18 protein-coding genes and 2 tRNA genes are annotated in these 24,721 nt (G+C 66.9%); 14 read left to right on the top strand and 6 right to left on the bottom strand.

Going from position 1 to position 24,721, the window contains the following annotated elements; genetic code table 11:
- Window positions 1-160 precede the first annotated feature (160 nt).
- Genes HRV97_RS14150 through HRV97_RS14140 form a run of 3 tightly spaced genes read left to right on the top strand, consistent with a single transcriptional unit; the run spans window position 161 to window position 4,312 of the window.
- Window positions 161-1,801 carry an ATP-binding cassette domain-containing protein gene (locus HRV97_RS14150; protein WP_223176862.1) on the top strand — a complete coding sequence of 547 codons (1,641 nt, stop codon included), beginning with the start codon at window positions 161-163 and terminating at the stop codon, window positions 1,799-1,801.
- Window positions 1,785-2,867 carry an efflux RND transporter periplasmic adaptor subunit gene (locus HRV97_RS14145; RefSeq protein ID WP_174194920.1) on the top strand — a complete coding sequence of 361 codons (1,083 nt, stop codon included), beginning with the start codon at window positions 1,785-1,787 and terminating at the stop codon, window positions 2,865-2,867. Before HRV97_RS14150 ends, HRV97_RS14145 begins: the two co-directional genes overlap by 17 nt.
- On the top strand, window positions 2,864-4,312 hold the full coding sequence (locus HRV97_RS14140; protein WP_174194919.1) for a TolC family protein: 1,449 nt from the start codon (window positions 2,864-2,866) through the stop codon (window positions 4,310-4,312). The genes HRV97_RS14145 and HRV97_RS14140 overlap by 4 nt, the downstream gene beginning before the upstream one ends.
- 429 nt (window positions 4,313-4,741) lie before the next feature.
- On the opposite strand, the gene HRV97_RS14135 is transcribed toward HRV97_RS14140, so the two are convergent.
- Both HRV97_RS14135 and HRV97_RS14130 read right to left on the bottom strand, forming a co-directional pair.
- Window positions 4,742-5,428 carry an anti-sigma factor gene (locus HRV97_RS14135; protein ID WP_174194918.1) on the bottom strand — a complete coding sequence of 229 codons (687 nt, stop codon included), beginning with the start codon at window positions 5,426-5,428 and terminating at the stop codon, window positions 4,742-4,744.
- 7 nt (window positions 5,429-5,435) lie between these two features.
- Window positions 5,436-6,002, bottom strand: coding sequence for a sigma-70 family RNA polymerase sigma factor (locus HRV97_RS14130; RefSeq protein WP_246248746.1), 567 nt, complete (start codon window positions 6,000-6,002; stop codon window positions 5,436-5,438).
- Between the two features lie 138 nt (window positions 6,003-6,140).
- Between HRV97_RS14130 and HRV97_RS14125 the strand changes: the two genes are divergently transcribed.
- The 3 genes from HRV97_RS14125 (at window position 6,141) to HRV97_RS14115 (ending at window position 8,937) form a co-directional block, all read left to right on the top strand.
- Window positions 6,141-7,133 (top strand): ferritin-like domain-containing protein, encoded by a 993-nt coding sequence (locus HRV97_RS14125; RefSeq protein WP_174194916.1) that lies wholly within the window; start codon window positions 6,141-6,143, stop codon window positions 7,131-7,133.
- Between the two features lie 49 nt (window positions 7,134-7,182).
- A complete protein-coding gene (locus HRV97_RS14120) occupies window positions 7,183-8,238 on the top strand; it encodes a ferritin-like domain-containing protein (protein WP_174194915.1) in 1,056 nt (351 codons plus the stop codon).
- Window positions 8,239-8,727: 489 nt separating this feature from the next.
- Window positions 8,728-8,937 (top strand): hypothetical protein, encoded by a 210-nt coding sequence (locus HRV97_RS14115; protein ID WP_174194914.1) that lies wholly within the window; start codon window positions 8,728-8,730, stop codon window positions 8,935-8,937.
- A 244-nt stretch (window positions 8,938-9,181) separates the two neighbouring features.
- On the opposite strand, the gene HRV97_RS14110 is transcribed toward HRV97_RS14115, so the two are convergent.
- Window positions 9,182-9,257 (bottom strand) — tRNA-Thr (locus tag HRV97_RS14110).
- A gap of 198 nt (window positions 9,258-9,455) precedes the next feature.
- Here HRV97_RS14110 and HRV97_RS14105 point away from each other — a divergent pair.
- The 3 genes from HRV97_RS14105 (at window position 9,456) to HRV97_RS14095 (ending at window position 15,950) form a co-directional block, all read left to right on the top strand.
- Window positions 9,456-10,706 (top strand): PAS domain-containing protein, encoded by a 1,251-nt coding sequence (locus tag HRV97_RS14105; protein WP_174194913.1) that lies wholly within the window; start codon window positions 9,456-9,458, stop codon window positions 10,704-10,706.
- Between the two features lie 355 nt (window positions 10,707-11,061).
- Window positions 11,062-15,696, top strand: a complete 4,635-nt coding sequence (locus HRV97_RS14100) for an NAD-glutamate dehydrogenase (RefSeq protein ID WP_174194912.1) — start codon at window positions 11,062-11,064, stop codon at window positions 15,694-15,696.
- 178 nt (window positions 15,697-15,874) lie between these two features.
- Window positions 15,875-15,950: transfer RNA gene (locus tag HRV97_RS14095), tRNA-Ala, on the top strand.
- A 16-nt stretch (window positions 15,951-15,966) separates the two neighbouring features.
- Here the strand turns inward: HRV97_RS14095 and HRV97_RS14090 are convergent.
- Together HRV97_RS14090 and HRV97_RS14085 are read right to left on the bottom strand one after the other, a co-directional pair.
- Entirely contained in the window at window positions 15,967-16,536 is a 570-nt protein-coding gene (locus HRV97_RS14090; protein ID WP_174194911.1) for a DUF924 family protein, read from the bottom strand.
- Window positions 16,533-16,718 carry a hypothetical protein gene (locus HRV97_RS14085; protein ID WP_174194910.1) on the bottom strand — a complete coding sequence of 62 codons (186 nt, stop codon included), beginning with the start codon at window positions 16,716-16,718 and terminating at the stop codon, window positions 16,533-16,535. The genes HRV97_RS14090 and HRV97_RS14085 overlap by 4 nt, the downstream gene beginning before the upstream one ends.
- A gap of 165 nt (window positions 16,719-16,883) precedes the next feature.
- On the opposite strand from HRV97_RS14085, the gene cysD reads away from it, so the two are divergent.
- From cysD to HRV97_RS14070, 3 genes are read left to right on the top strand one after another with little or no spacing between them, the layout of a single operon-like run.
- On the top strand, window positions 16,884-17,798 hold the full coding sequence (gene cysD, locus HRV97_RS14080) for a sulfate adenylyltransferase subunit CysD (protein ID WP_174194909.1): 915 nt from the start codon (window positions 16,884-16,886) through the stop codon (window positions 17,796-17,798).
- On the top strand, window positions 17,798-19,753 hold the full coding sequence (gene cysN, locus HRV97_RS14075) for a sulfate adenylyltransferase subunit CysN (protein WP_425505783.1): 1,956 nt from the start codon (window positions 17,798-17,800) through the stop codon (window positions 19,751-19,753). Before cysD ends, cysN begins: the two co-directional genes overlap by 1 nt.
- On the top strand, window positions 19,750-20,550 hold the full coding sequence (locus tag HRV97_RS14070; protein WP_174194908.1) for a 3'(2'),5'-bisphosphate nucleotidase CysQ: 801 nt from the start codon (window positions 19,750-19,752) through the stop codon (window positions 20,548-20,550). The genes cysN and HRV97_RS14070 overlap by 4 nt, the downstream gene beginning before the upstream one ends.
- A gap of 19 nt (window positions 20,551-20,569) precedes the next feature.
- Here the strand turns inward: HRV97_RS14070 and HRV97_RS14065 are convergent, their stop codons facing one another.
- Window positions 20,570-21,025 (bottom strand): MaoC family dehydratase, encoded by a 456-nt coding sequence (locus HRV97_RS14065; protein WP_174194907.1) that lies wholly within the window; start codon window positions 21,023-21,025, stop codon window positions 20,570-20,572.
- 129 nt (window positions 21,026-21,154) lie between these two features.
- Here HRV97_RS14065 and HRV97_RS14060 point away from each other — a divergent pair, with 129 nt between their 5' ends.
- Together HRV97_RS14060 and HRV97_RS14055 are read left to right on the top strand one after the other, a co-directional pair.
- Window positions 21,155-23,224 carry a catalase gene (locus HRV97_RS14060; RefSeq protein WP_174194906.1) on the top strand — a complete coding sequence of 690 codons (2,070 nt, stop codon included), beginning with the start codon at window positions 21,155-21,157 and terminating at the stop codon, window positions 23,222-23,224.
- Between the two features lie 166 nt (window positions 23,225-23,390).
- Complete coding sequence (locus HRV97_RS14055; protein ID WP_174194905.1) at window positions 23,391-24,692, top strand: UDP-glucose dehydrogenase family protein; 1,302 nt, start codon at window positions 23,391-23,393, stop codon at window positions 24,690-24,692.
- Window positions 24,693-24,721 lie beyond the last annotated feature (29 nt).

Genomic DNA, 24,721 nt, shown 5'->3' with positions numbered 1-24,721 from the left:
ACCGGCAAATTTCCTGACACGCTTCTAATTGGCTGCAATGTGATGTTGTGTGTACCTGTTGCACCATGCGGGTGCAGTTGAGTAACGGCGCGCCAGCATTGGAACGGGGGAACTGGTGACTACGCAGCGGTCGGGGTTTCGTCACGCGGCAGCATGGCTGATGCAGATCATCGGGCCCGACGCCGCCTATATCCGGCTGGGCATGGTATATACGGCGGCGATCAGCCTCTTGGCGCTGGCGACGCCTATCTCGGTCCAGCTACTGATCAACAGCGTGGCAAACACGGCGATGCCAGCCCCGCTATGGGCGTTGTCGGGCGTGCTGCTGCTGCTGCTGCTCATGGTCGCTGCGTTGAGCGCGTTGCGCGTTTGGATCATGGCAGCCTTCGAGCGCCGCGTGTTCGCACGCGTGGTGGCCGAGGTGACCATTCGGGCCGTTCACGCGCAAAATCCCTTCTTCGGTGACGCAAACCGCAGCGACTTGTTTAATCGGTATTTCGATCTGGTCGTGGTGCAGAAAGCGGTGCCAAGCCTGGTCATCGGCGGGTTCACGATCGTTCTGCAAGCGGCCGTCGGTCTGGTGATCACCAGCTTCTACCACCCATTCTTTCTCGCCTTCAACATCGTGCTGGTGGGCGCGGTGCTGCTCGTATGGCTGGTATGGCGACGCGGGGCGATCACTGGCGCGGTCGCGCTCAGCCATGCCAAGCATAATGCCGCAGGCTGGCTCGAGAGCGTCGGTGGCTCGAACGGCTTCTACAAATCCGCGCGACACGTTGATTTCGCGATGGATCGGTCGGAGGAGATGACGGCCTCCTACGTGCGCTCCCACCGGCAATATTTCCGCTATCAATTCGCGCAGACGATCGCCTTTCTGCTGATCTACGCATTCGCGGGGGCTGCACTCCTCCTGCTCGGCGGCACCTTGATCCTTCGCGGCCAGCTGTCGCTCGGGCAGCTCGTCGCCGCCGAACTGATCCTGTCGGGGGTCTTCTACGGCATCTCGCAGCTCGGCTGGTATCTCGACACCTTCTACGATCTCGTGGCGAGCGCCGAGGAACTGTCGCTGCTGTTCGCCATCCCGCAGGAGCCACGGGTAACAGGTGACGGCGGGCCGCGCGATGGGGCGGTGACCCTGACCGGCGTCGTTGCAGAAGACGCGCGCTTCGATTTGTCCATCGCCGCGGGCGAGCAGTTGGTTACCGTCGCCGAACCTGGCGTCGAACACCGCCTGGCGCTGCTCCTGAAACGCCATTCTCCGCCCGAGCGCGGCCTGATCAGGATCGGGGGTGCCGATTTGGGGGCGCTCGACATGTATCATCTGCGCTCCGACGTTTTGGTGGTCGATCGCCCGACGATCGTTGAGGTGACGATCCGCGACTATCTGCGGCTCGCCTCTGGCGACAGCGCTGGAGCGGCGATGGAAGCACTTGCCGCCGTCGGCTTGGAGCGCACGATCGCCCGCCTGCCTCAAGGTCTGGACACGTTGTTGGCCTCGTCGGGCTATCCGCTGAGCGTCGGCGAGATCATGGCGCTCAAGCTCGCCAACGCGATGCTGATTCGCCCCCGCGTGCTGATCCTTGGTCAGCTATTCGATCTATTGCCATCCGACCGACTGGTCAGCACGCTCGGATCGTTCAAACAACTGGGTACAACAGTGCTGTTGAGCACTGGGCGTCCGCAGGACGTGCAACTCGACGGATATCTCTACCTCGGGATGACCAGCCAGCATCGATTTGGCACGCTTGCCGATCTCCAACAGGCGATGAAGCAGGGGCTCGGCGATGTCCAAGCAGCGTGAACCTAGCGCCCATTTCCGCACGCTTGCCTCCCTTCGTCCTCCGCGCGTCGGCGTGGCGGTCGCGTGGCTGGTGACGATCGGCATCGGCGCCGCCCTCGCCGTGCTGTTTCTCGTGCCCTGGTTGCAGACGGCACAGGGCCAAGGCCAAGTTGTGGCACTCGATCCGGAGGATCGCGCGCAGGATGTAACGGCGCTGGTTCCGGGGCGGGTCGAACGCTGGTTCGTTCATGACGGCCAGCACGTCGAACGCGGTGCGCCGATCGCGCGTGTCGTCGATCTCGACCCTGATCTGCTGACCCGCCTGGCGGCCGAACGCGGCCAGATCGAGGCGGAGATCGCTGCGGTCACGCAGTCACAACGCGTCGCCGGGATCGACGTCGATCGTAATCGACAGTTGTTCGCCGAAGGTCTCGCGTCGCGGCGCGATTACGAGCAGTCGCAGATCAAGGTCGCTGATGCAGCAGCCAAGCTCGCTGAGTCGCGAGCGAAGCTGAACCGGATCGATGTTCAAGTGAAGCGGCAATCCGCGCAATTGGTGCGAGCGCCGCGCGATGGGCGGATCCAGAACCTCAATGCTGCGGCCGGTGGTGCCTTGGTCACGGCCGGCACGCCGCTGGCCACGATCGCGCCCGAACGGATCGAGCGGGCGGTGGAATTGATGATCGATGGTCGCGACGTGCCGCTGCTACGCCCTGGTGGGCCAGTGCGGCTCGAGTTCGAGGGTTGGCCCGCGATCCAGTTCAGCGGCTGGCCGTCGGTCGCTTACGGTTTCTTCGACGGTCGCATCAGGACGATTGACGCGACCGCCAACGCGCAGGGTCTGTTCCGCGTTCTCGTCGAACCCGCACCGGGGAAGCCCGCGTGGCCGGCCCGCAGCTTCGTTCGGCTCGGCGGCAAGGTGCGCGGATGGGTGCAAGGGCAGACGGTCTCGGTCGGCTATGAGCTTTGGCGCCAGTTGAACGACTTCCCGCTCGAATTCGGTCAGCCTGCCGGATCAGTGGATAAAACAGGCGGGAAAGCAGAGGACGACAACAAGATCGCGGCAAAGGCGGGCAAGCCCAAATGATCGGCGCCCTGATCTTTACCCTGCTGCTGGCCGCGCCCGAGCGCGTCGCCGCATCGCCTGATCAGCAAAACACCGTCGTCACGCCGAGTCAGCCGACCGAAGGAATGTTGACCCTCGCCGAGGTCTTGCGCTCGTCCGCGCGCACCGCGCCGCAGATCATCGAGGCGCTGGCGCGCGAACGTGCGGCGGAAGGGCGCGCCCTGACCGCCGCGGGAGCATTCGACACGGTGTTCGAGGTCGACGGACGCAGTCGCACCCTTGGTTACTATGACGGCACCATCGTTGCCGGCCGAGCGACGCGGCCGCTGGGGGGCAATGGCGGTTATCTATACGGTGGTTACCGCGTCAGTCGCGGAAGCTTCCCGATCTACGAAGACGAGAATTACACCAACCGCCTCGGCGAGTTCAAAGTCGGCGGATTGTTCTCGCTGCTGCGCGACCGATTGGTTGACGAGCGTCGAACCAGGCGCTCCCTCGCGGCGGGCGACATCGATATCGCCAGGTTCGAGCGCGAAGCCGTGGCGATCGGCGTACAGCGGCGCGCGATCGACGCTTATCAGACCTGGGTCGCCGCAGGCCTGCGGCTGCGCGCCTATCGTGATCTGCTCACCCTATCGGAGAACCGACGCGGAGGTCTGGCGCGTCTCGTCCAATTGGGTGCCCGGCCCGATATCCTGCTCGCCGAGAACGATCAAAATCTCGTGCGCCGCCAGGCACTCGTTGCCCGAGCGGAAGGGGATTACCAGGCAGCAACGAACGCGCTGTCCTTCTACTATCGTGACGCTCAGGGTGTTCCCGTGCGGGTCGGGCCCGAGCGCTTGCCCACCGACGCGGGTGTGCTCGCCGGTGTGACAACCGCGGCACGCGCCGGCTTTGCGCAACGTCGGCCCGACTTGCAGGTGCTTCTATCGCGGATCGATCAAGGCGTCGCGCGTCTCGCGCTCGCCCGCAACGAGCTTCGCCCGCGGCTCGACGTGCGTGGCGAGTTGGGAAAGGACGTGGGCGAGGAAGGGCTGGGCGGTCCTTCGCGGACGCCGCTCGAAGGAGTCGCCGGGGTTCGCTTCTCGGTCCCGCTGCAAAATCGTGCCGCGCGCGGGCGCGTCGCCGAAGCGCAGGCGGAGATCAGCGCCTTGGAGGCCCGCAACCGTTACCTGCAAGATCAAATCGCGACCGAGGTCGAGGGGATCAACATCGGCGTGGGTGCCGCAGAGCGCCTTGCAACGATCGCCGAGCAGGAGCGGCAATTGGCGGAACGTCTCGCCGCTGCCGAGCGGCGGCGCTTCGAGCTGGGTTCAAGCGACTTTTTTCTCGTCAACCAGCGTGAGGAAACGGCAACCGACGCGCGCGTGCGGCTGGTCGACGCACAAGCCCGCATTGCAGCCGCCCGAGCCGAATTGGCCGCCGCAACCGCGGATCGAACGGCGCTGGGGCTGGATCGTGAATGATGTCACGGATTGCGGCTGGTGATGTTGGTGCGAGCTTTACTGCAAGGCGAGCCTGACACTTTCACAAAACGGCAGGTGCAACCAGGGTGCAATGACCTTGCCAGGTTCTGCGTAGGCGTTGCTGGGAGGGGGCTGAACAGCGCGCTTGCAGAGGCGCTCCCTTCAGACCCGTAACATCCGCTTTCTGCCAGAACACACAGCTCCGCCGGAGATAATTAAGGTGTTTTCCACCTCGCGAACCAGCCGTGGGTTCAGCGCGTGGAGCCGGGGGAGGGGCAGGCGGCCGCCTGCTTCTTCGCACCTGCCTCAATGGCGGCGAGCAGCGTGTCGTTAACGAGCCGTGCGGGCGACGTTGGCGTAACCGAGCACCGTGCCTGTGGCGGAGCTACCGACCTTGGCTCACCCTTCAAGCAGTGAGCTCGTCACATGCTATACGGTGCTCAACGTGCCGGTGAGGATCACCGGACCTGTCGGTTGCCCAGTCGGTGACCCACCAACAGGTTCAACCGAGACCGCTAGTGTCTCGCCTTGAACAGGCGTCACTGCCGGCGTGAGTAGCAAACGACGGCCCACAACGGTCGGGACCAGCCCAAGTGATACGGGTTTCCCGCCCACCGGGATGCGCCAGAGTTGACCCACCTTGTCCTTTGCCACGTCGACGGCAGAGGATAATCGGAGCGTACCGTCAACGGGATCGAGAACGGCGATAGGGTTCTGCCTCGCGGCTCCCTTCGACCACGTCAGCGAGGCGACAAGTACCTTGCTAGGTCGCGTCACGGGCACGGGCTGCTCGGACCCCGGTATCTGCATGCCGGGAGTCAGCAGGAACGTAGCGATCGATGCCGCCAACGCACCGATCGCGCCGCCCAGTCCTGCCCACCGCCACCTGTGAGAAGAACGTCGCGGTTCCACCATCGGCACGTCCAATCGTGCGATGATGCGCTCGCGCAAGTAGGATGGTGGTGGCACGTCGCGGGTCTGTGCCAGCAGCGGAGCCAGGCGCTCCTGCCACCATTCAACCTCACGTGCGAACGCTGGCTCAGAGGCGGCACGGTTACGCGCCTGCGCTTGCTCTTCGCCAGCGAGTAGACCGATCGCCAACTCGGCGGCGATCATGCGATCCTCATCCGTCATCGCGCATGCACTCCCGCAACCGGAGCAACGCGCGACGAATCAGGCTCTTCATTGTCGGTAATGGAACCGCGGATCGTGCGGCCACGTCGGCGTAAGTCAGACCGTCGGTAAAAGCGGCATGTATCGCGGCACGTGGGCGATCGTCGAGATCGTCGAGGCAGTGCCGGAGCTTGCCGTGCTCCTCCTCGGCCAGCAGCAGGTAATCGGCGAGCGGCCGGTCGTCGCTTACGGCGGCTGCGGCTGCACCGTCGCTCTCCCCATCCGCATTCCCGCCACGCGGCGGGGACGACCGGTGCGAATCGAGCGCGCGGTTGCGGGCGATGGTGCACAACCAGGTAATCGGATTACCTCGTGCCGGCTCGTAGGCCGAAGCGCGCTTCCAAATGATCAGGTAGACTTCCTGCAACACGTCCTCGGCCGCCTGTCGCTCACCACAGATACGAAGGCAGACGCCGAAAAGCTTCGCCGCGGTCATGTCGTAGACGAGACGAAATGCCTGCCGATCACCGTTCCCGCTCTGCGTCAGGGCAGCGGTCAATGCCAGGCGACGGCGCATAGCTTCTGGTTTGTCATGTGGCACTTTTTGTGATCGCGCCTGCATCCTTGCTCCAGGTTACTCCGTAGCTCCGAATGCCCGCGCGATGAAAGGCATTTCGTGCTGCCTTGCCGCGGGGCTGGGAGGTGCCGAGTGACGATGCAAGACGATCGAGCCGAACAGGATCAACTGATCGAGACATTCGACGGCCGCGCACGGCGCCGCTCGGACCGCCGCGCCTTCTTCACCGCGGCACTCGGCGTCGCTGCCGCCGGTGGCGCGTTCGCCTACGCCGATCCCGCGCTCGCGCAGACCAGCGTGACCGACAGCGACGTGCTCAACTTCGCGCTTAATCTCGAGTACCTTGAAGCGCAGTTCTATCTTTATGCCGTCAACGGCAGCGGCCTCGCAGCCAACCTGACGTCCAGCGGCAGTGGAACGGCCGGTGGCACCGTCACTGGCGGCGCGAGGGTGGATTTCTCGGGTGATCCGCTGGTTGGCGCCTACGCGCGCGAGATCGCCGCGGACGAGCAGGCACATGTGGCATTTCTGCGCACCGCGCTGGGCTCCGCCGCGGTGGCGATGCCGAACATCAACATCAGCGGGGATGCGAACGGCGCGTTTACCGCCGCGGCACGTGCGGCAGGCGTTGTCGGCTCGAACGGCGTGTTCAACCCTTACGCCTCGCCGACGGACTTTCTGCTGGGCGCATTCATCTTCGAGGACGTTGGCGTCACCGCTTACAAGGGTGCCGCGCCGCTGCTCAGCAACAAGACGTTCCTGGAGGCCGCCGCCGGCATCCTGGCCGTTGAAGCCTATCACGCCGCAATCGTGCGCACGACGCTGTACAGCAAGGGCGTGCAGGGGCTGATCGACGCAACTGAGAAGATATCCGCCGCACGCGACATGCTCGACGGCAACCCGACCGAGGATCAGGTGCGCGGCATCGGGCCCAAGGACGATCAGGGGATTGCACCAAGCGGGAGCGGCAGCACGCTGACCGCCAATCTGTCGCCGCTCAACAGCAACGGTCTCGCCTTCAGCCGCACGCCCGGTCAGGTGCTCAACATCGTCTACCTGAACGCGGGCACCGCCACGATGGGCGGCTTCTTCCCCAATGGCGTCACCGGAAACATCAGGTCGACCACCTGACCGGTGTGTCCCCGCTGATCCTGTTTGACGCTACCAAGGACCTTTACCGATGATCGATCCCCGTAAAGCCATCGAAATCCTCGCGGCCGCCGATGCTCGCCGCGCCGCACGCCGCGGCTTCCTGAAAGCGGCCGGCGGCGGTGTCGTGCTGCTGGGCGGCGCGTCACTGCTCTCTGCATGCGGCGAAGACAACGACTTCACGCCGGCACCGGCACCGGCACCGGCACCTAGCCCGACACCTACGCCCACGTCTGCCGCCGTCACGGACAACGACGTGCTCAACCTCGCGCTCAACCTGGAATACCTCGAAGCACAGTTCTACCTTTACGCCGTCAACGGAACCGGTCTGTCTGAGGCGATGATCGCGAGCGGATCGGGCGCGGCAGGTGGCACGGTCACCGGCGGCGCTCGGGTCGATTTCACCGGCGATCCGGTGGTCGGTGCTTACGCGCGAGAGATCGCCGCTGACGAGGCTGCGCACGTCGCGTTCCTACGCGCCGCACTCGGCTCCGCCGCCGTCGCGATGCCGAACATCAACATCGATGGTGGCGCGAATGGTGCGTTCACTGCCGCGGCACGCGCGGCCGGGGTGATCGGCGGGAACGAGACGTTCAATCCCTACTCCTCGCCGGAGAACTTCCTGCTGGGAGCCTTCATCTTCGAGGACGTGGGCGTAACCGCGTACAAGGGCGCGGCGCCGCTGCTGACCAACAAGACCTACCTCGAAGCAGCCGCCGGCATCCTTGCTGCTGAGGCGTACCACGCCGGCATCGTGCGCACGGTGCTCTACGCGAAGGGCATGGCAGCCTCGTCGCTCATCACTGCGACAACCAAGATCTCGGACGCACGTGACTTGCTAGACGGCACTCCGGCCAACGACGACGTGCGCGGTATCGGCTCGGACGACGATCAGGGCCTCGTCGGCTCCGGCAACGCCGCCAACCTTGTTCCCGCCAACGTCAACGGTCTCGCCTACAGCCGCAACAGTCAGCAGGTGCATAACATCGTGTACCTGAACGCCACTGGCGCCAACCGGACCGGCGGCGGCTTCTTCCCGAACGGCACCAACAATCCGAACGCGACCTTGCGCGTCGGTCTTTCCTAATCAAGCGCGTGCCCGTGCGATGATGTTCGTTCGGGCACGCGACTTGGCGCCGCACGTCGGCACTCATGTACGTTGCTGGTTGAAGAACCTCGTAGGGTGACCTCCGCCCCGCAAACCAGCCGTGAGGCGGACGCGCGGGGCGGAGAGGCGGTGAAGGCTGCGTCCTGCTTCGCCGCATCCGCCTGGACGGCGGCGAGCAGCGTGCCGTTGGCGAGGTGGCTGTAGCGCGGTGCTTGCAACGTTTCCGTGCCTTAGCACCTTGCCGATTGCTAACAGATCGGCGCTCGAGTTTGCCTTGAACGACACCGCGGAGTGGCGCTCGTTGTGTATGCGCACATCGGGCAGACCGGCGTCCCGGACCGTGTACTGGCCGTGCTTGATCGTGGTCAGGTGCCTTGATGAGGCTCTCGGGTTGGAGGAACAGGAACTCGCCTAGCTGCAGCGCCGAGAGCACGTCCAAAGTCGCCTATGCTAGAGGCACGTAGCGTTATGCTCCGCCTCAAGGTCGGCACGAACAGCGCACGGGAAGTCGAACTCAACGTTCGCCTGCCGCGCAGCCAGCAACTCCGATATCTGCATATCGGCGAGCAGCCGCTGCAGGATTGCCAACAGCTTCCCCTTTCGCGATACCGCCGCGACCAGCCGAGCCGCCTCGTTCACCGTGAAGTAGCGCTGCCGCGCGTTGTCGACCGCCTTTGATGACAACGCGCGAGCATGAGGCGCGTACTGCCACAAAAGGGCGCGTTGTGGTTCCAAACATCGGCTCGGTCGTGCTGTACAACCGCTGGTGCAGCTTGGTTTCTGCTATCTGCATCGCCGTCGGCTCGGCGTAGCGCGGCAACTCCTTGGTTGCCCGTACCAGCTAAGACCGACCCGAGTTTCCAAGCCAAAGGCCGCTAGCCTCGGGCGACGCCGCTTTCCTTGTGAAAGCGCCTAAGAAGGATGGTGCCGCCTACAGGACTCGAACCTGTGACCCCCGCATTACGAATGCGATGCTCTACCAGCTGAGCTAAGGCGGCCTGGTGCGCCCACTTCGAGGCGAGGCGAGGCGCTTAGCAGGCGGGGGCGGGGGTGGCAAGCGGGATCGTTGCGAGAAGAAGGGCGGATCGCACGGCCGGTCGCGCCAGGGTTTACGCCGCGTTTACGCCGCGCGGTGCATGTGCGTGGGCGAACGGGTCGCAACGGTTGTTCGCGATTGCGTCGGGAAAGAACGGGTTATGGACAGCGTGCGCGGCAATGATGGTTCGGAGGGCTTCCGGCAGGACAATGATCCGACCGAGAGCGGCGTCGGCGAGCCGCAGATCAAGATCGGCAGCGACGAGCGGCGCATGCACGTGCGCGCCTATAATCACTGGGTGTCGCTGCTGCGCGATCGACCGTTCCCGACGATCGCCGACATCGATCCCGCGCGGATCGCCGATTTCGGCCCGCACAGCGTGCTGCTCGATTTCGGCAACGGGCTGGAGGATCCGTCGATCCAGTTCCTGGGCGTCGCGCTGCGCGCCGAATGCGGCGTCGACCAGTCGATCACCAACATCGCGCAGGTGCCGCCGCGCTCGCTCCTGTCGCGCCTGACCGATCATTACCTGCAGATCATCGCCAATCGCGCGCCGGTCGGGTTCGAGGCCGAGTTCGTCGGCATCCGCGGGCACAACACCTTTTATCGCGGCATCCTGATGCCCTTCTCCTCCGACGGCGAGGCGATCGACTTCATCTACGGCGTCATCAATTGGAAGGAGATGGTCAGCAGCGAGGCGCAGGCGCGGCTTGACGCCGAACTGGCGGGCGCGGTGCGCGCAGCCCCGCGCGCCGCCGATCTGTCGCCGGTATGGGCAGACGGTCCGAGCGCGGCGCCCGCGCTGCTCGCCGGTGATGAAACTGACCTGCCCGAGCGGCTGGCGCTCGCGCGGGAGAGCGCGGCCGCCGCCCGCACCGCCGACGCGCGCAGCCGCGCCGCGCACTATCGCGCGCTCGGGCGCGCGCACGATTTCGCCCGCGCGGCCGAACGCGCCCCGCAGGAATATGCCGAGCTGCTTGCCGCCGCGGGCGTCACCGCGCGCGCGCGCGCGCCGCTGGGTGCGATCGCCAAACTCGTGTTCGGCACCGCCGACGACCAAGCGCCGCGCCACGCGGGCGAGGTGGCGGAGGCCAGCGCGATCCTGTCCTACGCGCGCCGCCGCGACGTGCCCGAAGGCGGACTGGCGCGATTGATCGAGGCGATGCCCGGCGGCATCCGCGGCATGATGGCGGAGGAGCGCGCGATGCGCCGCCGCGCCGCGTCGCGCCGTACGGGTGTGCCGCTCGCCGATCGCAGCGCGGTTGCGCAGGTGACGGTTGACATGGTCGAGGTTGATGCGGGCGAGCCCGTGGTCCTGCTCGGCCGCGCGACCGCGACGGGGAAGATCGACATCGTCGGTGCGACCGCCGATCCTGCCTTGTCACGGCGCGTGCTGGCGCGACTAGCTTAGGGGAGCGTAGCCGCGTTGCGCGAGCAGCGATCGAGGTGTGCGTCTCCTCAAGGCGACGCGAGTTCGGCCGCCGCTGGCTCAACTCCTCCGAACAAAGCATCGTACTGGCCAGGCTCGGCGTGGCGGCGCGGCGCTTAGGCTGCATCGCGCACGCATACCGTTGATGCGCATTGCAGGATCGAGGGAGTCTGTAGAGCGGCATGATCCCTCTTTCTTCTCCCGCAACAAGGCCGAGAATGACGGGTGCAGCCACTGCAGCTGCCCGTCACGCAACCATCCTCAAGCCCGCCGCGCTCCTGTCACGGCAACGCCGCGGGGGTTGAGCTAGGACCCCGACGGGCGCATAGCCGCGGTCATGGCGAGGAAGTTTCAGATGATACTGTCGGACACGTTGGCGGCGCGTCTCACGCAGGGCGCACTGCCCGATGAGCTGCATGATTTCTCGCAGCAAGAGCAGGCGAGCGCCGCCGAATTCCTGATCGCAACCGGCGCGACGCGCGCGCCCGGCAGCCCTGCGATCGCGCTTGAGCCGCTGCCCGGCGACGGCGGCCCGCGCCAGATGCGCGTCGCGATCGTCAACGACGACATGCCGTTCCTGGTCGATTCGATCGCCGGCACGATCGGCGCGCGCGATATCGCGATCGAGCGGATCATCCACCCCGTCGTCCAGGTCGCGCGCGACGCGGACGGCACGCTGACCGCGATCGACGCCGCCGACGGTGCACGCGAGTCGATGATCTACATCGAGATGGACCGCGCCGACGCGCGCGACCGGCGCGAGTTGGTCGAGGAACTCGCCTCGGTCCTGTCCGACGTGCGCGCGGCGACGCGCGACTGGCGCGCGATGCAGGCCGCGCTCGCCCACGACGCCGGCACGCTCGACGACACCGGCGGCGACGCGGAGGGTGCGAGCCTGCTGCGCTGGTTCCTCGATCGTCACTTCACGCTGCTGGGCCATCAGCGCTGGAGCGTCGCGAACGGTGACGATCTTGCCGGCGCGCTCGGCATCATGCGTAACGAGCACGGCGTGCCGTTCCTCGCCGATCGCTCGCGCCATTTGGCGGTGGAGTGGTTCCAGGCGGGCAACAAGGCGCCGCTGCTGCTGAAATCGAGCCTGATCTCGCCTGTCCATCGCCGCGTGCCGCTCGACCTGCTGGTCGTGCCCGTTATGCAGGCCGGACGCGTCACCGGCTTGTCGATCACCGCCGGGCTATGGACTTCGGCCGCGCTCAACGCACCGCCGCGCAGCGTGCCGGTGCTGCGCCAGCGGTTGGCGGAGTTCGAGAGCAAGTTCGGCTTCGATCCCGCGGGCCACACCGGCAAGGCGTTGATGCACGCGCTCGCCTCCTTGCCGCACGATCTGCTCACCGCGGTCGAACCGGCGGCGGTGGAACAGCTCGCGCTCACCGCGATGAGCCTCGCCGATCGGCCGCGGCCCAAGCTGGTGCTGGTGCGCTCGCCGCTCGCGCGTCACCTGTTCGCGTTCGTGTGGCTGCCGCGCGACGACGTGACCACCGCGCGTCGTGTCGCGATCGGCGACATGCTGGCCGAGGCGGCGGGCGGGCGCGTCATCAACTGGTCGATCAGCCTGGAGGATCAGGTGATCGCACTGCTGCGTTTCACGCTCGACCTGCGCGAGGGCGGGCGCGTGCCCGACGCCGATCCGCTCGACCAGCGGCTGGCGCGCATGGTGCGCGGCTGGGTGCCCGATGTCGAGGCGGCGCTGGCCGAGCGGATGCCGCCGCCGCGCGCCGCGCGCCTCGCACTCCGCTGGGCGGCGGCCTTCCCGCCCAATTACCGCAACGTGTCTACTGCCGACGAGGCGGCGCAGGACATCGTGCGCTTGTCGCAATTGGACGGTGAGGGCGACCGCCAGGTCCACCTCTACCCGACGGTCGCGGGTGAGGATCACCGGCTCAAGATCTACAAGCTGAACGGCGCGCTCGCGCTGTCCGACGCGGTGCCGGTGCTGGAGAATTTCGGCTTCCGCGTGGTGGGTGAATTGCCGACGCGGTTGCGTGAGGTCGACAATGCCTTCGTCCACGATTTCGTCGTAGAAGCGCCCGACGCGGCGTTCGACCACCAACCGCAGGTGCTCGAAACCGCGATCGCCGCAGCGCTGCGCGGCCACGCGGAGAATGACGCGTTCAACAGCCTGGTCGTCGCCGCCGGGCTGTCCCCGCAGGCAACCGTGCTGTTCCGCGCCTGGTACCGGTATCTGCGCCAGGCCGGGCTCACCTACACGATGTCGACCGTAGTCGAGACGCTGGCGCGCAACGCCGGGCTCGCGCGCGCGCTGATCGCGCGGTTCCACGCGCTGCACGATCCGTCGTTCAGCGGCGACGCGGGCGAGAGCGACGGCGAGATCGCGCGCGCGCTCGACGCGGTAACGGGAATCGACGACGACCGAATCCTGCGCGCCTTCCGCGCGGTGATCGACGCGACGCTGCGCACCAACGCCTTCACACCCGCCGCCAATGAGGCGCTGGCGTTCAAGCTCGACAGCGCGCTCGTGCCGGGCCTGCCCAAGCCGCTGCCGTGGCGCGAGGTGTGGGTCTATTCCCCGCGCGTCGAGGGCATCCACCTGCGCGCCGGCCCCGTTGCACGCGGCGGCCTGCGCTGGTCGGACCGCCGCGACGATTTCCGCACCGAGATCCTCGGGCTGATGAAGGCGCAGCGCGTCAAGAACGCGGTGATCGTGCCGACGGGCGCGAAGGGCGGCTTCTACGCCAAGCAGCTTCCCGCCCCGTCGAACCGCGACGCGTGGCTGGCGGAGGGGACCGAGGCGTATCGCATCTTCATCCGCACGCTTCTGTCGATCACCGACAACATCGTCGGCACGGGCGTTGTCCACCCTGACGGCGTCGTGATCCGCGACGACGAGGACCCGTATTTCGTCGTCGCCGCCGACAAGGGCACTGCGACGTTCAGCGACGTCGCCAACGCGCTGGCACTCGAGCGTGACTTCTGGCTGGGCGACGCCTTCGCCAGTGGCGGCAGCGTCGGCTACGACCACAAGGCGATGGGCATTACCGCCAAGGGTGCGTGGGTATCGGTCCAGCGCCACTTTGCCGAGCGCGGGGTGGATGTGCAGACCCAACCCATCCGCGTCGTGGGCTGCGGCGACATGTCGGGCGACGTGTTCGGCAACGGCATGCTCTTGTCCAAGGCGATCAAGCTCGTCGCCGCGTTCGACCACCGCCACATCTTCCTCGATCCCGACCCCGATCCAGAGACGAGCTGGAACGAGCGCGCGCGGATGTTCGCGCTGCCGCGCTCGTCATGGGCGGATTATTCCGCACCCGTGTCGGCGGGCGGCGGCGTCCACAGCCGCGCGGCCAAGTCGATCACGATCACGCCGCAAGTCGCCGCCGCGCTCGACATCCCCGCAGGCGAAATGGAGCCGTCGCTCTTGATCGCCGCGATCCTCAAATCGCCGGTCGACCTGATCTGGTTCGGCGGCATCGGCACCTACGTAAAGGCCGCAGCGGAGAATAACGCCACCGTCGGCGATCCCGCCAACGACCGCCAGCGCGTCGACGCCGAGGAACTGCGCGCGATCGCGATCGGCGAGGGCGCGAACCTGGGCGTGACGCAGGCGGCGCGCATCGCCTTTGCCGCGCGCGGGGGCCGCATCAATACCGACTTTATCGACAATTCGGCCGGCGTCGATTGCTCGGACAATGAGGTCAACATCAAGATCGCGCTGAACCGCGAGATGACCGAGGGGCGGCTCGGCTACGAGGACCGTAACGCGCTGCTCGCCAGCATGACCAACGACGTCGCGCATTTGGTGCTGGAGGATAATCGCCTCCAGACGCTGGCACTGTCGATCGCCGAAGGATCGGGCAACGACGCCGCGCAGGCGGTGCCGAGCTACGTCCGCGTGATGGAAGTGTTCGAAGAAGCCGGGCGGCTCGACCGCAAGGTCGAGGGGCTCGCCTCCAACGTCGACTTCCTGCGCCGCGGCGTCGATGGGCGCGGGCTGACGCGACCCGAGCTCGCGGTGCTGCTCGCCACCGCCAAGCTCGCGTTGCAGGACGCGATCGAGGGAAGCGCACTTGGCAACGATCCCGCGCTGCTGCCCGACCTCCACGCCGCCTTCCCGCACGCGATGCAGGAGCGGTTCGCGGCCGCGATCGACCAGCATCGTCTCCGCGGTGAGATCGTCGCGACCAAGCTCGCCAACCGTATCGTCAACCGGATCGGCATCCTCCACCCGTTCGAGGTCGCGGAGGAAGAAGGCGCGGCGTTGTCCGACATCGCGGCGATGTTCGTGGTGGCCGAGCGCCAGTTCGGCCTCGCCGAGTTGTGGCGCGAGATCGAGCAGACCGCGATGCCCGAGGCGGCGCGCTACGCCTTGTTCGACGAGGTGGCGGTCGCGACGCGCTCGCACGTCGCCGACCTGCTGCGCGTCGAGGCGCCGGGCACGATGCCCTCGGCGGTGGTCGAGCGGCTGGGGCAGGGGATCGCGCGCCTCGACGCCGCGGCGCGTGACCTGCTGCTCGACGAGGCGCAGGCGCAGAGCCGGCGTATCGCCGCAACGCTGGAGGCGGCGGGCGCGCCGGCCGATCTGGTCACCCGCGTCGTCCGCCTGTTCGAGCTGGACGGTGTGGTCGGGCTCGCCGACCTGGGCGGCCGCTCGGGGATCGACGAGACGCGGATCGCGCGCGCGTTCACGCATCTGGGGCAGGCGCTCGGGCTCGACTGGGCGCAATCGACCGCGGCGCGGATCACGTCGAGCGATCCGTGGGAGCGGTTGCTGATCGCGGGCCTCGCGCGCGATTTCCAGCAGCTCCGGCTCGACTTCCTCGGCCGCACCGCCAACGGTGCGCCCGAGGATGCAGTGGAGCGCTGGCTCGCTGCGAACGCGACCCGCGTCGGGCAGTTCAAGGCGGTGGTCGACCGCGCGCGCCACGCGCCCGCACCCAATGCCGCGATGCTCGCGCAGATCGCTGGGCAGGCGCGCGTGCTGCTGGGACGCTCGTAACCTCGTCACCCCGGACCTGATCCGGAGTCCCGCTTTTCTTGCACCGTCGAAGGAACAGCGGGATCCCAGATCAAGTCCGGGATGACGGCTGGTGAGAGGTTCAGGATGCGAAAGCCTGTTGCGCCGCGCGAGCAACGCCGCTAGTGGCAGCACTCGGTCCTTCGTGGCCGGGCCGGGCGGGGCTGTAGCTCAGATGGGAGAGCGCTGCAATCGCACTGCAGAGGTCAGGGGTTCGATTCCCCTCAGCTCCACCACCCCGCCACTTTCACATCACCATCCCGCGTCTGGCTGGCTGAGATAGGCCTGTTCCTCGGGCGACGACGCGCGCCCGAGCGCCGCGTTGCGCGACGGAAAGCGGCCGTAGCGCGCCTGCACGTCGCGGTGGTCGCGCGCGAAGGCGAGCGCCTTCTCGTCGCCCAGTTCCTCGAACTTCTCGACCGACAGCGCCTGTAGCGCGGCGTCCTCCGCGTGCATCAGCGGCATGTAGAGGAACTGCCGCTCTTCGGGTGTGTAGCGCGGCTCCCACCCACGCGCGATCGCCGCAAGCGTCAGGTCGCGCGCAAGGTCGTCGGCGGCGAACGCCTCTGCTTTCCCACGATGGATGTTGCGCGAGAACTGATCGAGCAGGATGATGGCGGCGAGCAGCGCCTCAGGCGTGTCGCGCCACCCTTGCGCCCCGCTCGCCAGCACCGCGACGCGCGCGTCGCCGAACCGCTCGGCGATTCGACGGTCGAGCGCGTCGTCCTTTGCGAAACGCTGCTCCGGCGTGACCTCCTTGAACCAGAAGTCGAGCACGTCCTCTGGCTGGACGTTCACCGCCTCATTTATCGCCCAACTCATCGCAGCGCCGCCGCAACCGCGTCGAGCAGCGTCACCCCCGCGAGCGGCCCGAAGATCAGCATGAGCAGGTTGAACACGACCACGTTGCGCATCACTCGGGCCTGACGTGGGGTCAGCCGCCGCACTGGACGCTCGGGCTGCCACGGCGGAGGCGGGGGCCAGTTGCGATTGTCGACGAACATGCTCGCGTCTCCTCCTATGCGCCAACGCGCGAGGTCGCGTTAGTTACCGCCGCCAAACCAGCGCTATCAACCCCGCGAGCAGATCATTGTCGCGAGCGCGCGGCCGCGTCCGCATATACCGCCCGTGAGGCGCGCAGGTTTCCGTGCCCAAGACGAGGACACCAAATGGCGCCCGACCAGCGCACACTGACCCATCTCGACCGGCTCGAGGCAGAGGCGATCCACATCATGCGCGAGGTAGTAGCGGAGTGTGAGCGCCCGGTGATGCTCTACTCGGTCGGCAAGGATTCGGCCGTCATGCTGCATCTCGCGCGCAAGGCCTTCTATCCCTCGCCGCCGCCGTTCCCGCTGCTCCACGTCGACACGACGTGGAAGTTTCGCGACATGTACGCGATGCGCGACCGCATGGCGCGCGAGAGCGGGATGGAATTGCTCGTCCATCGCAACCCCGACGCGGAAGCGCGCGGTATCAACCCGTTCGACCACGGCGCGCTCCACACCGATCTGTGGAAAACCGAAGGGCTCAAGCAGGCACTCGACCTCCACGGCTTCGACGCCGCGTTCGGCGGCGCGCGCCGCGACGAGGAGAAGAGCCGCGCGAAGGAACGCGTGTTCTCGTTCCGCTCCGCCAATCACCGTTGGGACCCGAAGAACCAACGGCCCGAATTGTGGAACCTCTACAATGCGCGGAAGGCCAAGGGCGAAAGCATCCGCGTGTTCCCGATCTCGAACTGGACCGAGCTCGACATCTGGCAATACATCGCCGCCGAGGACATTCCGATCGTCCCGCTCTACTTCGCCGCGCCGCGCCCCACCGTCGAGCGTGACGGCACGCTCTTGATGGTCGACGACGATCGCTTCCGGCTTCTGCCCGGCGAGCAGCCGGTCACCCGCTCGATCCGGTTCCGCACCTTGGGCTGCTACCCCCTGACCGGCGCGGTCGAGAGCGAGGCCGCGACCTTGCCAGACGTGATCCGCGAGATGCTGCTCACCACCACCTCCGAGCGGCAGGGCCGCGCGATCGACCGCGACGCAGGCGACGCCAGCATGGAGAAGAAGAAGCAGGAGGGGTATTTCTGATGCCGCCCGAGACCATGACCGAAACCGGGGCCGGCGCAGGGGCCGGCGCTACCTACACCCCCGACGCGCTGATCGCCGACGACATCCACGCCTATCTCGACCGGCATCAGAACAAGACATTGCTGCGCTTCATCACCTGCGGGTCGGTTGACGACGGCAAATCGACGCTGATCGGGCGATTGCTGTACGACTCCAGGACGATCTTTGAGGACCAGCTCGCCGCACTCGAAGCGGATTCGAGGCGCGTCGGCACGCAAGGGCAGGAGATCGATTTCGCGCTCTTGGTCGATGGCCTCGCGGCGGAGCGCGAGCAGGGGATCACGATCGACGTCGCCTATCGCTTCTTCTCGACGGAAGCGCGCAAGTACATCGTCGCCGACACGCCGGGGCACGAGCAGTACACGCGCAACATGGTGACCGGCGCGTCGACCGCCGACCTGGCGGTGATCCTGGTCGACGCGAGGAAGGGCGTGCTGACGCAGACGCGGCGGCACTCGTACCTCGCGCACCTCGTCGGCATCCGTCACGTCGTGCTCGCGGTCAACAAGATGGATCTGGTCGATTACAGCGAGCAGCGCTTCGCCGAGATCGTCGCCGATTACCGCGCCTTCGCCACCTCGATCGGGATCAAGGAGTTCACCGCCATCCCGATCTCGGGTTTCCGCGGCGACAACGTGACCGCCGCGTCGGCGAACACGCCCTGGTACGCCGGGCCGACGCTGATCGCGCATCTCGACCGCGTCGAGGTCGACCAGCACGCCGACGCCGCGCGGGCGTTTCGGATGCCGGTGCAATGGGTCAACCGCCCCAACCTCGACTTCCGTGGCTTCTCCGGGCTGATCGCCGCGGGTACCGTCCGGCCCGGCGACGCGGTGCGCGTGCTGCCCTCAGGGCGCACCAGCACGATCGCGCGGATCGTCACGCAGGGCGGCGACCAAGACCAAGCGGTCGCGGGCCAGTCGGTCACGCTGACGCTCGCCGATGAGATCGATTGCTCGCGCGGCGACGTGATCGCCGCCGCCGACGCCCCGCCCGAGGCTGCCGACCAGTTCGAGGCGACGATCGTCTGGATGGCAGACGACGCGCTGCTGCCCGGCCGCGGTTACTGGCTGAAACTTGGCACCCAGACCGTCACCGCGAGCATCCAGCCGCCGAAATACCAGGTCAACGTCAACACGATGGAGCGGCTCGCCGCCAAGACGCTCGAGCTGAACGCGATCGGCGTCGCCAACCTCTCCACCGACCGGCCTTTGGTGTTCGAGCCGTACGCTGGCGAAAATGGCACCACGAACAAGACGCTCGGCGGCTTCGTGCTGATCGACAAGTTTACCAACGCGACCGTCGCCGCCGGCATGATCCACTTCGCGCTCAGGCGCGCGCAGAACGTGCACTGGCAGGCGACCGATACCTCGCGCGAGCATCACGCGAGCCTCAAGAACCAGCAGCCCGCCGTGCTGTGGTTCACCGGGCTGTCGGGGGCGGGCAAGTCGACGATCGCCAATTTGGTTGAGAAGAAGCTCGCGCGCATGAACCGCCACACCTTTCTGCTCGACGGCGACAACGTGCGCCACGGATTGAACCGCGATCTCGGCTTCACCGACGCCGACCGGGTCGAGAACATCCGCCGCGTCGGCGAAGTGGCGAAGCTGATGACCGACGCCGGGCTGATCGTCATCACCGCGTTCATCTCGCCGTTTCGCTCCGAACGTGACATGGTGCGCGCCATGATGAAGCCGGGCGAGTTCATCGAGGTCCATATCGACACGCCGCTCGCGGACGCGGAAGCGCGCGACGTGAAAGGGCTCTACGCCAAGGCGCGATCGGGCCAGCTCAAGAACTTCACCGGCATCGACAGCCCGTACGAGCCGCCCGAAACCCCCGAGATCCGCATCGACACGCGGGCCCTGACGCCCGACGAGGCTGCCGACGCGATCGTCGCCAGACTGATACCATGAGCGACACGCCGCTCGCGCTCGCAGCGATCGCACCACCGCCGGGGCTGGAGGACGATGCCGCGCTCGCGCGCCACATCGCCGAGCACGCCGGCGCGATCCTGGTCGCCGCGCGCGTCTCGAGCCTGTTCACCGGCGCCGCGCTCGGCCGCGCGGGCGACCGCGTCGCCAACACCTTCATCATGGAGGCGCTGCGCCACAATCGCCCGGACGACGCGATCCTGTCGGAGGAGGAGCGCGACAGTGATGCGCGGCTGTCGGCGCGGCGCGTGTGGATCGTCGACCCGCTCGACGGCACGCGCGAATATGGCGAGGGGCGCGATGACTGGGCGGTGCACGTCGCGCTCGCGATCGACGGTGAGCCGCAGGTCGGCGCGGTGGCGCTGCCCGCGGTGTCGCTGACGCTGTGTTCGGCGCGCCCCCGCGCGCTGTGCGACGCGCCGGCGCGATCGAGGATGCTGGTCAGCCGCTCACGCCCTGCGCCTGAGGCGCTCGCGGTTGCCGATGCGCTGGATGCCGAGCTAATCCCGATGGGGTCGGCGGGCGCGAAGGCGATGGCGGTGGTGCGCGGCGAGGCCGACATCTACCTCCACACCGGCGGGCAATATGAGTGGGACAATTGCGCCCCCGCCGCGGTGGCGCGCGCCGCCGGGCTTCACGTCAGCCGCGCCGACGGCACGCCGCTCGTCTACAATCGCGCGAACACCTATCTGCCCGACCTGCTGATCTGCCGCCCCGAACTCGCCGCACCGGTGCTCGACGTCTACGCGCGCTTCACCGCCGGCACGGCGCGCGGCTGATCGAGCTAGCCCGCTTGGTTCAGTCGCCCGCCGGCCGCCGCTTCATCATCGCCGCGCGGCGGCAGATCGCGACCAGCTCGCCGCGCTGGTTGGTCATGCGATGCTCGAACTCGACGATCCCGACCGCGGGGTTCGACTTGCTCTCGCGGATCGACACGACTTCGCTCGATGCCTGCAGCGTGTCGCCGTGGAACACGGGCTTGGGAAAGCGCGTGTCGCTCATGCCCAGATTGCCGACGGTCGTCCCCAGCGTCGTGTCCTGCACCGACATGCCGATCATCAGCCCCAGCGTGAACAGGCTGTTGACCAGCGGCTTCCCCCACTCGTTCTTCTCGGCGAAGTCGAAATCGATGTGGAGCGGCTGCGGGTTCATCGTCAGCAGGCTGAAGCTCATGTTGTCATATTCGGTCACCGTCCGGCGCAGCGGGTGGGTGAAGGTCTGACCGACCGTGAACGCCTCGAACCACAAACCCATCGCATGCTCTCCTGATCTTGGCCCGCCTCCTGCCGCGACCCGCCACCTCGCGCCAGCCTTTCGTCGTTGCTGCCGCAACGAAGCGACCTTGATGCGAGTTAAGACGGCTTACTGGAGTGCACACCGAACATGACCGATTTCACCACCTCGCGCGGCAACGGCGGCGAGACGCATCAGCAGGCGTCGGGCGACGCGCCCGTCCTCACCACCAACCACGGTGTGCCGATCAGCGACAATCAGAACAGTCTCAAATCGGGCAAGCGCGGGCCGACGCTGCTCGAGGATTTCGTGCTGCGCGAGAAGATCTTCCACTTCGACCATGAGCGTATCCCGGAGCGGATCGTCCACGCGCGCGGATCGGGCGCGCACGGCGTGTTCGAGGCGACCGCCGACATCTCAGATCTGTCGAAGGCAGCGGTGTTCAAGCAGGGCACGCAGACCGAGGTATTCGTGCGCTTCTCGACCGTCGCGGGTGGTGCCGGCTCGGTCGACACGCCGCGCGACGTGCGCGGCTTCGCGGTGAAATTCTACACCAGCGAGGGCAATTGGGACCTCGTCGGCAACAACATCCCGGTGTTCTTCATCCAGGACGCGATCAAGTTTCCCGATCTCGTCCACGCGGTGAAGATGGAGGCCGACCGCGCTTATCCGCAGGCGGGCAGCGCGCACGACACCTTCTGGGACTGGGCGAGCCTCATGCCCGAGTCGACGCACATGCTGATGTGGGCGATGTCCGACCGCACGCTGCCGCGTAGCCTGCGCATGATGGAAGGCTTCGGCGTTCACACGTTCAAGCTGGTGAACGAGGAAGGCCACGCCAGCTTCGTCAAGTTCCACTGGAAGCCGCGACTGGGCCTGCAATCGACGATCTGGGACGAGGCGTTGAAACTCCAGGCCGCCGACAACGATTACCACCGTCGCGACCTGTGGGAGGCGATCGACACCGGTGCGTTCCCGCAATGGGACCTCGGCATCCAGGTGTTCGACCAGGCGTTCGCCGACGCGCAGCCGTACGACGTGCTGGATGCGACCAAGCTGATCCCGGAGGACGACGTGCCCGTCCGCGTGATCGGCACGCTGACGCTCAACCGCAATCCCGACAATTTTTTTGCCGAGACCGAGCAGGTCGCGTTCCTGCCCACCAACATCGTGCCCGGCATCGACTTCTCGAACGATCCGCTGCTGCAAGGGCGGCTGTTCAGCTACCTCGATACACAGAATTCGCGACTGGGGACGACCAACTTCCACCAGATCCCGATCAACGCAGCCCGCTGCCCGATGCACAATTTCCAGCGTGACGGGAAAATGCAGGTTCACGTACCCAAGGGCCGCGCGAACTACGAGCCCAACAGCCTCGCCGAGCACGGCGAGGACGGCGGCGCGCGCGAGAGCAGGCGCGGCTTCGCGACCGTTAATGCCGCAACCGGCGCGGACGAGCAGGGCGACAAGCTGCGCGTCCGCTCGGAAACCTTTGCCGATCACTACAGCCAGGCGCGGCTGTTCTACCGCTCGCAGGACGCGCACGAGCAGGCGCATATCGCCTCGTCGTTCGTGTTCGAACTGTCCAAGGTCGGCGTGCTCGACAAGGTGCCGCCGCGGATGGTCGCCAATCTGCGCAACGTCGACGAGGATCTGGCCCAGCGCGTCGCCGACGGCCTCGGCATTCCGCTGCCCGACAAGGCGACGGCGGCAAAGGAGCCGGTCGACATGTCGCCGTCCGATGCTTTGTCGATCCACAAGAACATGAAGCCGACGCTGGAGGGTCGCGCGGTCGGCATCCTGATCCACGACGGCACCGATGCTGCCGAACTCGACGCACTGATCGCCGCGGTTGAGGCCGAGCAGGGCAAGGCGGTGATCGTCGCGCCCAAGGTCGGCGGCGCGAAGCTGTCGGACGGCTCGACGCGCAAGGCCGACGGCCAACTCGCCGGCTCGCCGAGCCAGATCTTCGACGCGGTTGCAATCGTCTTGTCGGACGAGGGCACACGGGCGCTGCTCAAGGAAGGCGCGGCGGTGCAGTTCGCGATGGACGCATTCGGCCACCTGAAGGCGATCGGCGCGAGCGCCACGGCCAAGCCGCTGCTCGACAAGGCCGGGGTCGAGCCCGACGCGGGCGTCACCGATACGGGCGCGGCGTTCATCGACGCGGCCAAGCACCGCTTCTACGACCGCGAGCCGAACGTCCGCATGCTCGCCTGACCACGGCCCGCCGGGCGGTGCCCAGCCGCCCGGCGTTTACCCCTCCTTGGTTCTTGCGCGGTAGTAAGGGTTCGTGGCTGGCGCTCCGCCGGCCGCGAAGCTAAGCCGCCAACAATCGCCGCGCCGACGCGGCGGCACTGCGTCTATCGGGGGTAATATCAGCATCATGCGCGTCACCATGATCGGCTCGGGCTATGTCGGCCTCGTCTCGGGCGCCTGCTTCGCCGATTTCGGCCACGACGTGGTCTGCGTCGACAAGGATCAGGGCAAGATCGACAAATTGCTCGCGGGTGTGATGCCGATCTTCGAGCCGGGGCTCGACGAGTTGGTCGCGCGCAACGTCGAGGCGGGGCGGCTGCGCTTCACCACCGACCTGCCAGAGGGCGTGCGTGAGGCCGACGCGGTGTTCATCGCGGTCGGCACGCCGTCGCGCCGCGGCGACGGCCACGCCGATCTGTCGTACGTCTATGCCGCCGCCGAGGAGATCGGCCGCGCACTGACCGGCTTCACCGTGATCGTCGACAAGTCCACCGTGCCGGTCGGCACCGGCGACGAGGTCGAGCGGATCATTCGCGAGGCGAACTTAGACGCGGACTTTGCGGTCGCCAGCAACCCCGAGTTCCTGCGCGAGGGCGCGGCGATCGACGACTTCAAGCGTCCCGATCGTATCGTCATCGGTTCCGACGACGCCCGCGCGCTCGCCGTGCTGCGCAACGTCTATCGCCCGCTCTACCTCAACAAGTCGCCGATCGTGGAGATGAGCAGGCGTGCCGCCGAGCTGACGAAATACGCCGGCAACGCGTTCCTCGCGACCAAGATCACCTTCATCAACGAGATCGCCGATCTGTGCGAGAAGGTCGGTGCGAACGTCCAGGACGTCGCGCGCGGCATCGGGCTCGACGGCCGCATCGGCGACAAGTTCCTCCACGCCGGCCCCGGCTACGGCGGATCGTGCTTTCCCAAGGACACGCTCGCGCTGCTCAAGACTGCGCAGGATTACGAGGCGCCGCAGCGGATCGTCGAGGCGGTGGTCGCCGTCAACGACAACCGCAAGCGCGCGATGGGGCGCAAGGTGATCGCGGCGATGGGCGGCGACGTGCGCGGCAAGTGCGTCGCGATCCTGGGGCTCACCTTCAAGCCCAACACCGACGACATGCGCGATAGCCCCGCGATCGCGGTGATCCAGGCGTTGCAGGACGCCGGCGCGACCGTCCGCGCCTACGATCCCGAGGGTCACGAGCAGGCCAAGAAGGTGCTGGAGAACGTCCATTACTGCGACGGCGCGTACCAGACGATGGAGGGCGCCGACGCGCTGGTCATCCTGACCGAGTGGAACGCGTTCCGCGCGCTCGACTTCAAGCGCGTCAAGTCGCTGCTGAGTGCACCGGTGATCGTCGACCTGCGCAACATCTACCACCGCGAACAGGTCGAGCAGGCCGGGTTCGAGTATACCGCGGTCGGCCGCTAAGCCTCCCGTCATCCCGGGCTTGACCCGGG

Source organism: Sphingomonas hominis (assembly GCF_013328205.1).
Taxonomy (GTDB): Bacteria; Pseudomonadota; Alphaproteobacteria; order Sphingomonadales; family Sphingomonadaceae; genus Sphingomonas; species Sphingomonas hominis.
Note: the sequence above shows the minus strand (reverse complement) of the source record. Positions and strands in the feature narration are given on the sequence as shown.

Coding starts and splice junctions, on each gene's coding strand:
- HRV97_RS14150 (WP_223176862.1), top strand. CDS start 161: ATGCAGATCATCGGGCCCGACGCCGCCTATATCCGGCTGGGCATGGTA.
- HRV97_RS14145 (WP_174194920.1), top strand. CDS start 1,785: ATGTCCAAGCAGCGTGAACCTAGCGCCCATTTCCGCACGCTTGCCTCC.
- HRV97_RS14140 (WP_174194919.1), top strand. CDS start 2,864: ATGATCGGCGCCCTGATCTTTACCCTGCTGCTGGCCGCGCCCGAGCGC.
- HRV97_RS14135 (WP_174194918.1), bottom strand. CDS start 5,428: ATGATCGCCGCCGAGTTGGCGATCGGTCTACTCGCTGGCGAAGAGCAA.
- HRV97_RS14130 (WP_246248746.1), bottom strand. CDS start 6,002: ATGCGCCGTCGCCTGGCATTGACCGCTGCCCTGACGCAGAGCGGGAAC.
- HRV97_RS14125 (WP_174194916.1), top strand. CDS start 6,141: ATGCAAGACGATCGAGCCGAACAGGATCAACTGATCGAGACATTCGAC.
- HRV97_RS14120 (WP_174194915.1), top strand. CDS start 7,183: ATGATCGATCCCCGTAAAGCCATCGAAATCCTCGCGGCCGCCGATGCT.
- HRV97_RS14115 (WP_174194914.1), top strand. CDS start 8,728: ATGCTCCGCCTCAAGGTCGGCACGAACAGCGCACGGGAAGTCGAACTC.
- HRV97_RS14105 (WP_174194913.1), top strand. CDS start 9,456: ATGGACAGCGTGCGCGGCAATGATGGTTCGGAGGGCTTCCGGCAGGAC.
- HRV97_RS14100 (WP_174194912.1), top strand. CDS start 11,062: ATGGCGAGGAAGTTTCAGATGATACTGTCGGACACGTTGGCGGCGCGT.
- HRV97_RS14090 (WP_174194911.1), bottom strand. CDS start 16,536: ATGAGTTGGGCGATAAATGAGGCGGTGAACGTCCAGCCAGAGGACGTG.
- HRV97_RS14085 (WP_174194910.1), bottom strand. CDS start 16,718: ATGTTCGTCGACAATCGCAACTGGCCCCCGCCTCCGCCGTGGCAGCCC.
- cysD (WP_174194909.1), top strand. CDS start 16,884: ATGGCGCCCGACCAGCGCACACTGACCCATCTCGACCGGCTCGAGGCA.
- cysN (WP_425505783.1), top strand. CDS start 17,798: ATGCCGCCCGAGACCATGACCGAAACCGGGGCCGGCGCAGGGGCCGGC.
- HRV97_RS14070 (WP_174194908.1), top strand. CDS start 19,750: ATGAGCGACACGCCGCTCGCGCTCGCAGCGATCGCACCACCGCCGGGG.
- HRV97_RS14065 (WP_174194907.1), bottom strand. CDS start 21,025: ATGGGTTTGTGGTTCGAGGCGTTCACGGTCGGTCAGACCTTCACCCAC.
- HRV97_RS14060 (WP_174194906.1), top strand. CDS start 21,155: ATGACCGATTTCACCACCTCGCGCGGCAACGGCGGCGAGACGCATCAG.
- HRV97_RS14055 (WP_174194905.1), top strand. CDS start 23,391: ATGCGCGTCACCATGATCGGCTCGGGCTATGTCGGCCTCGTCTCGGGC.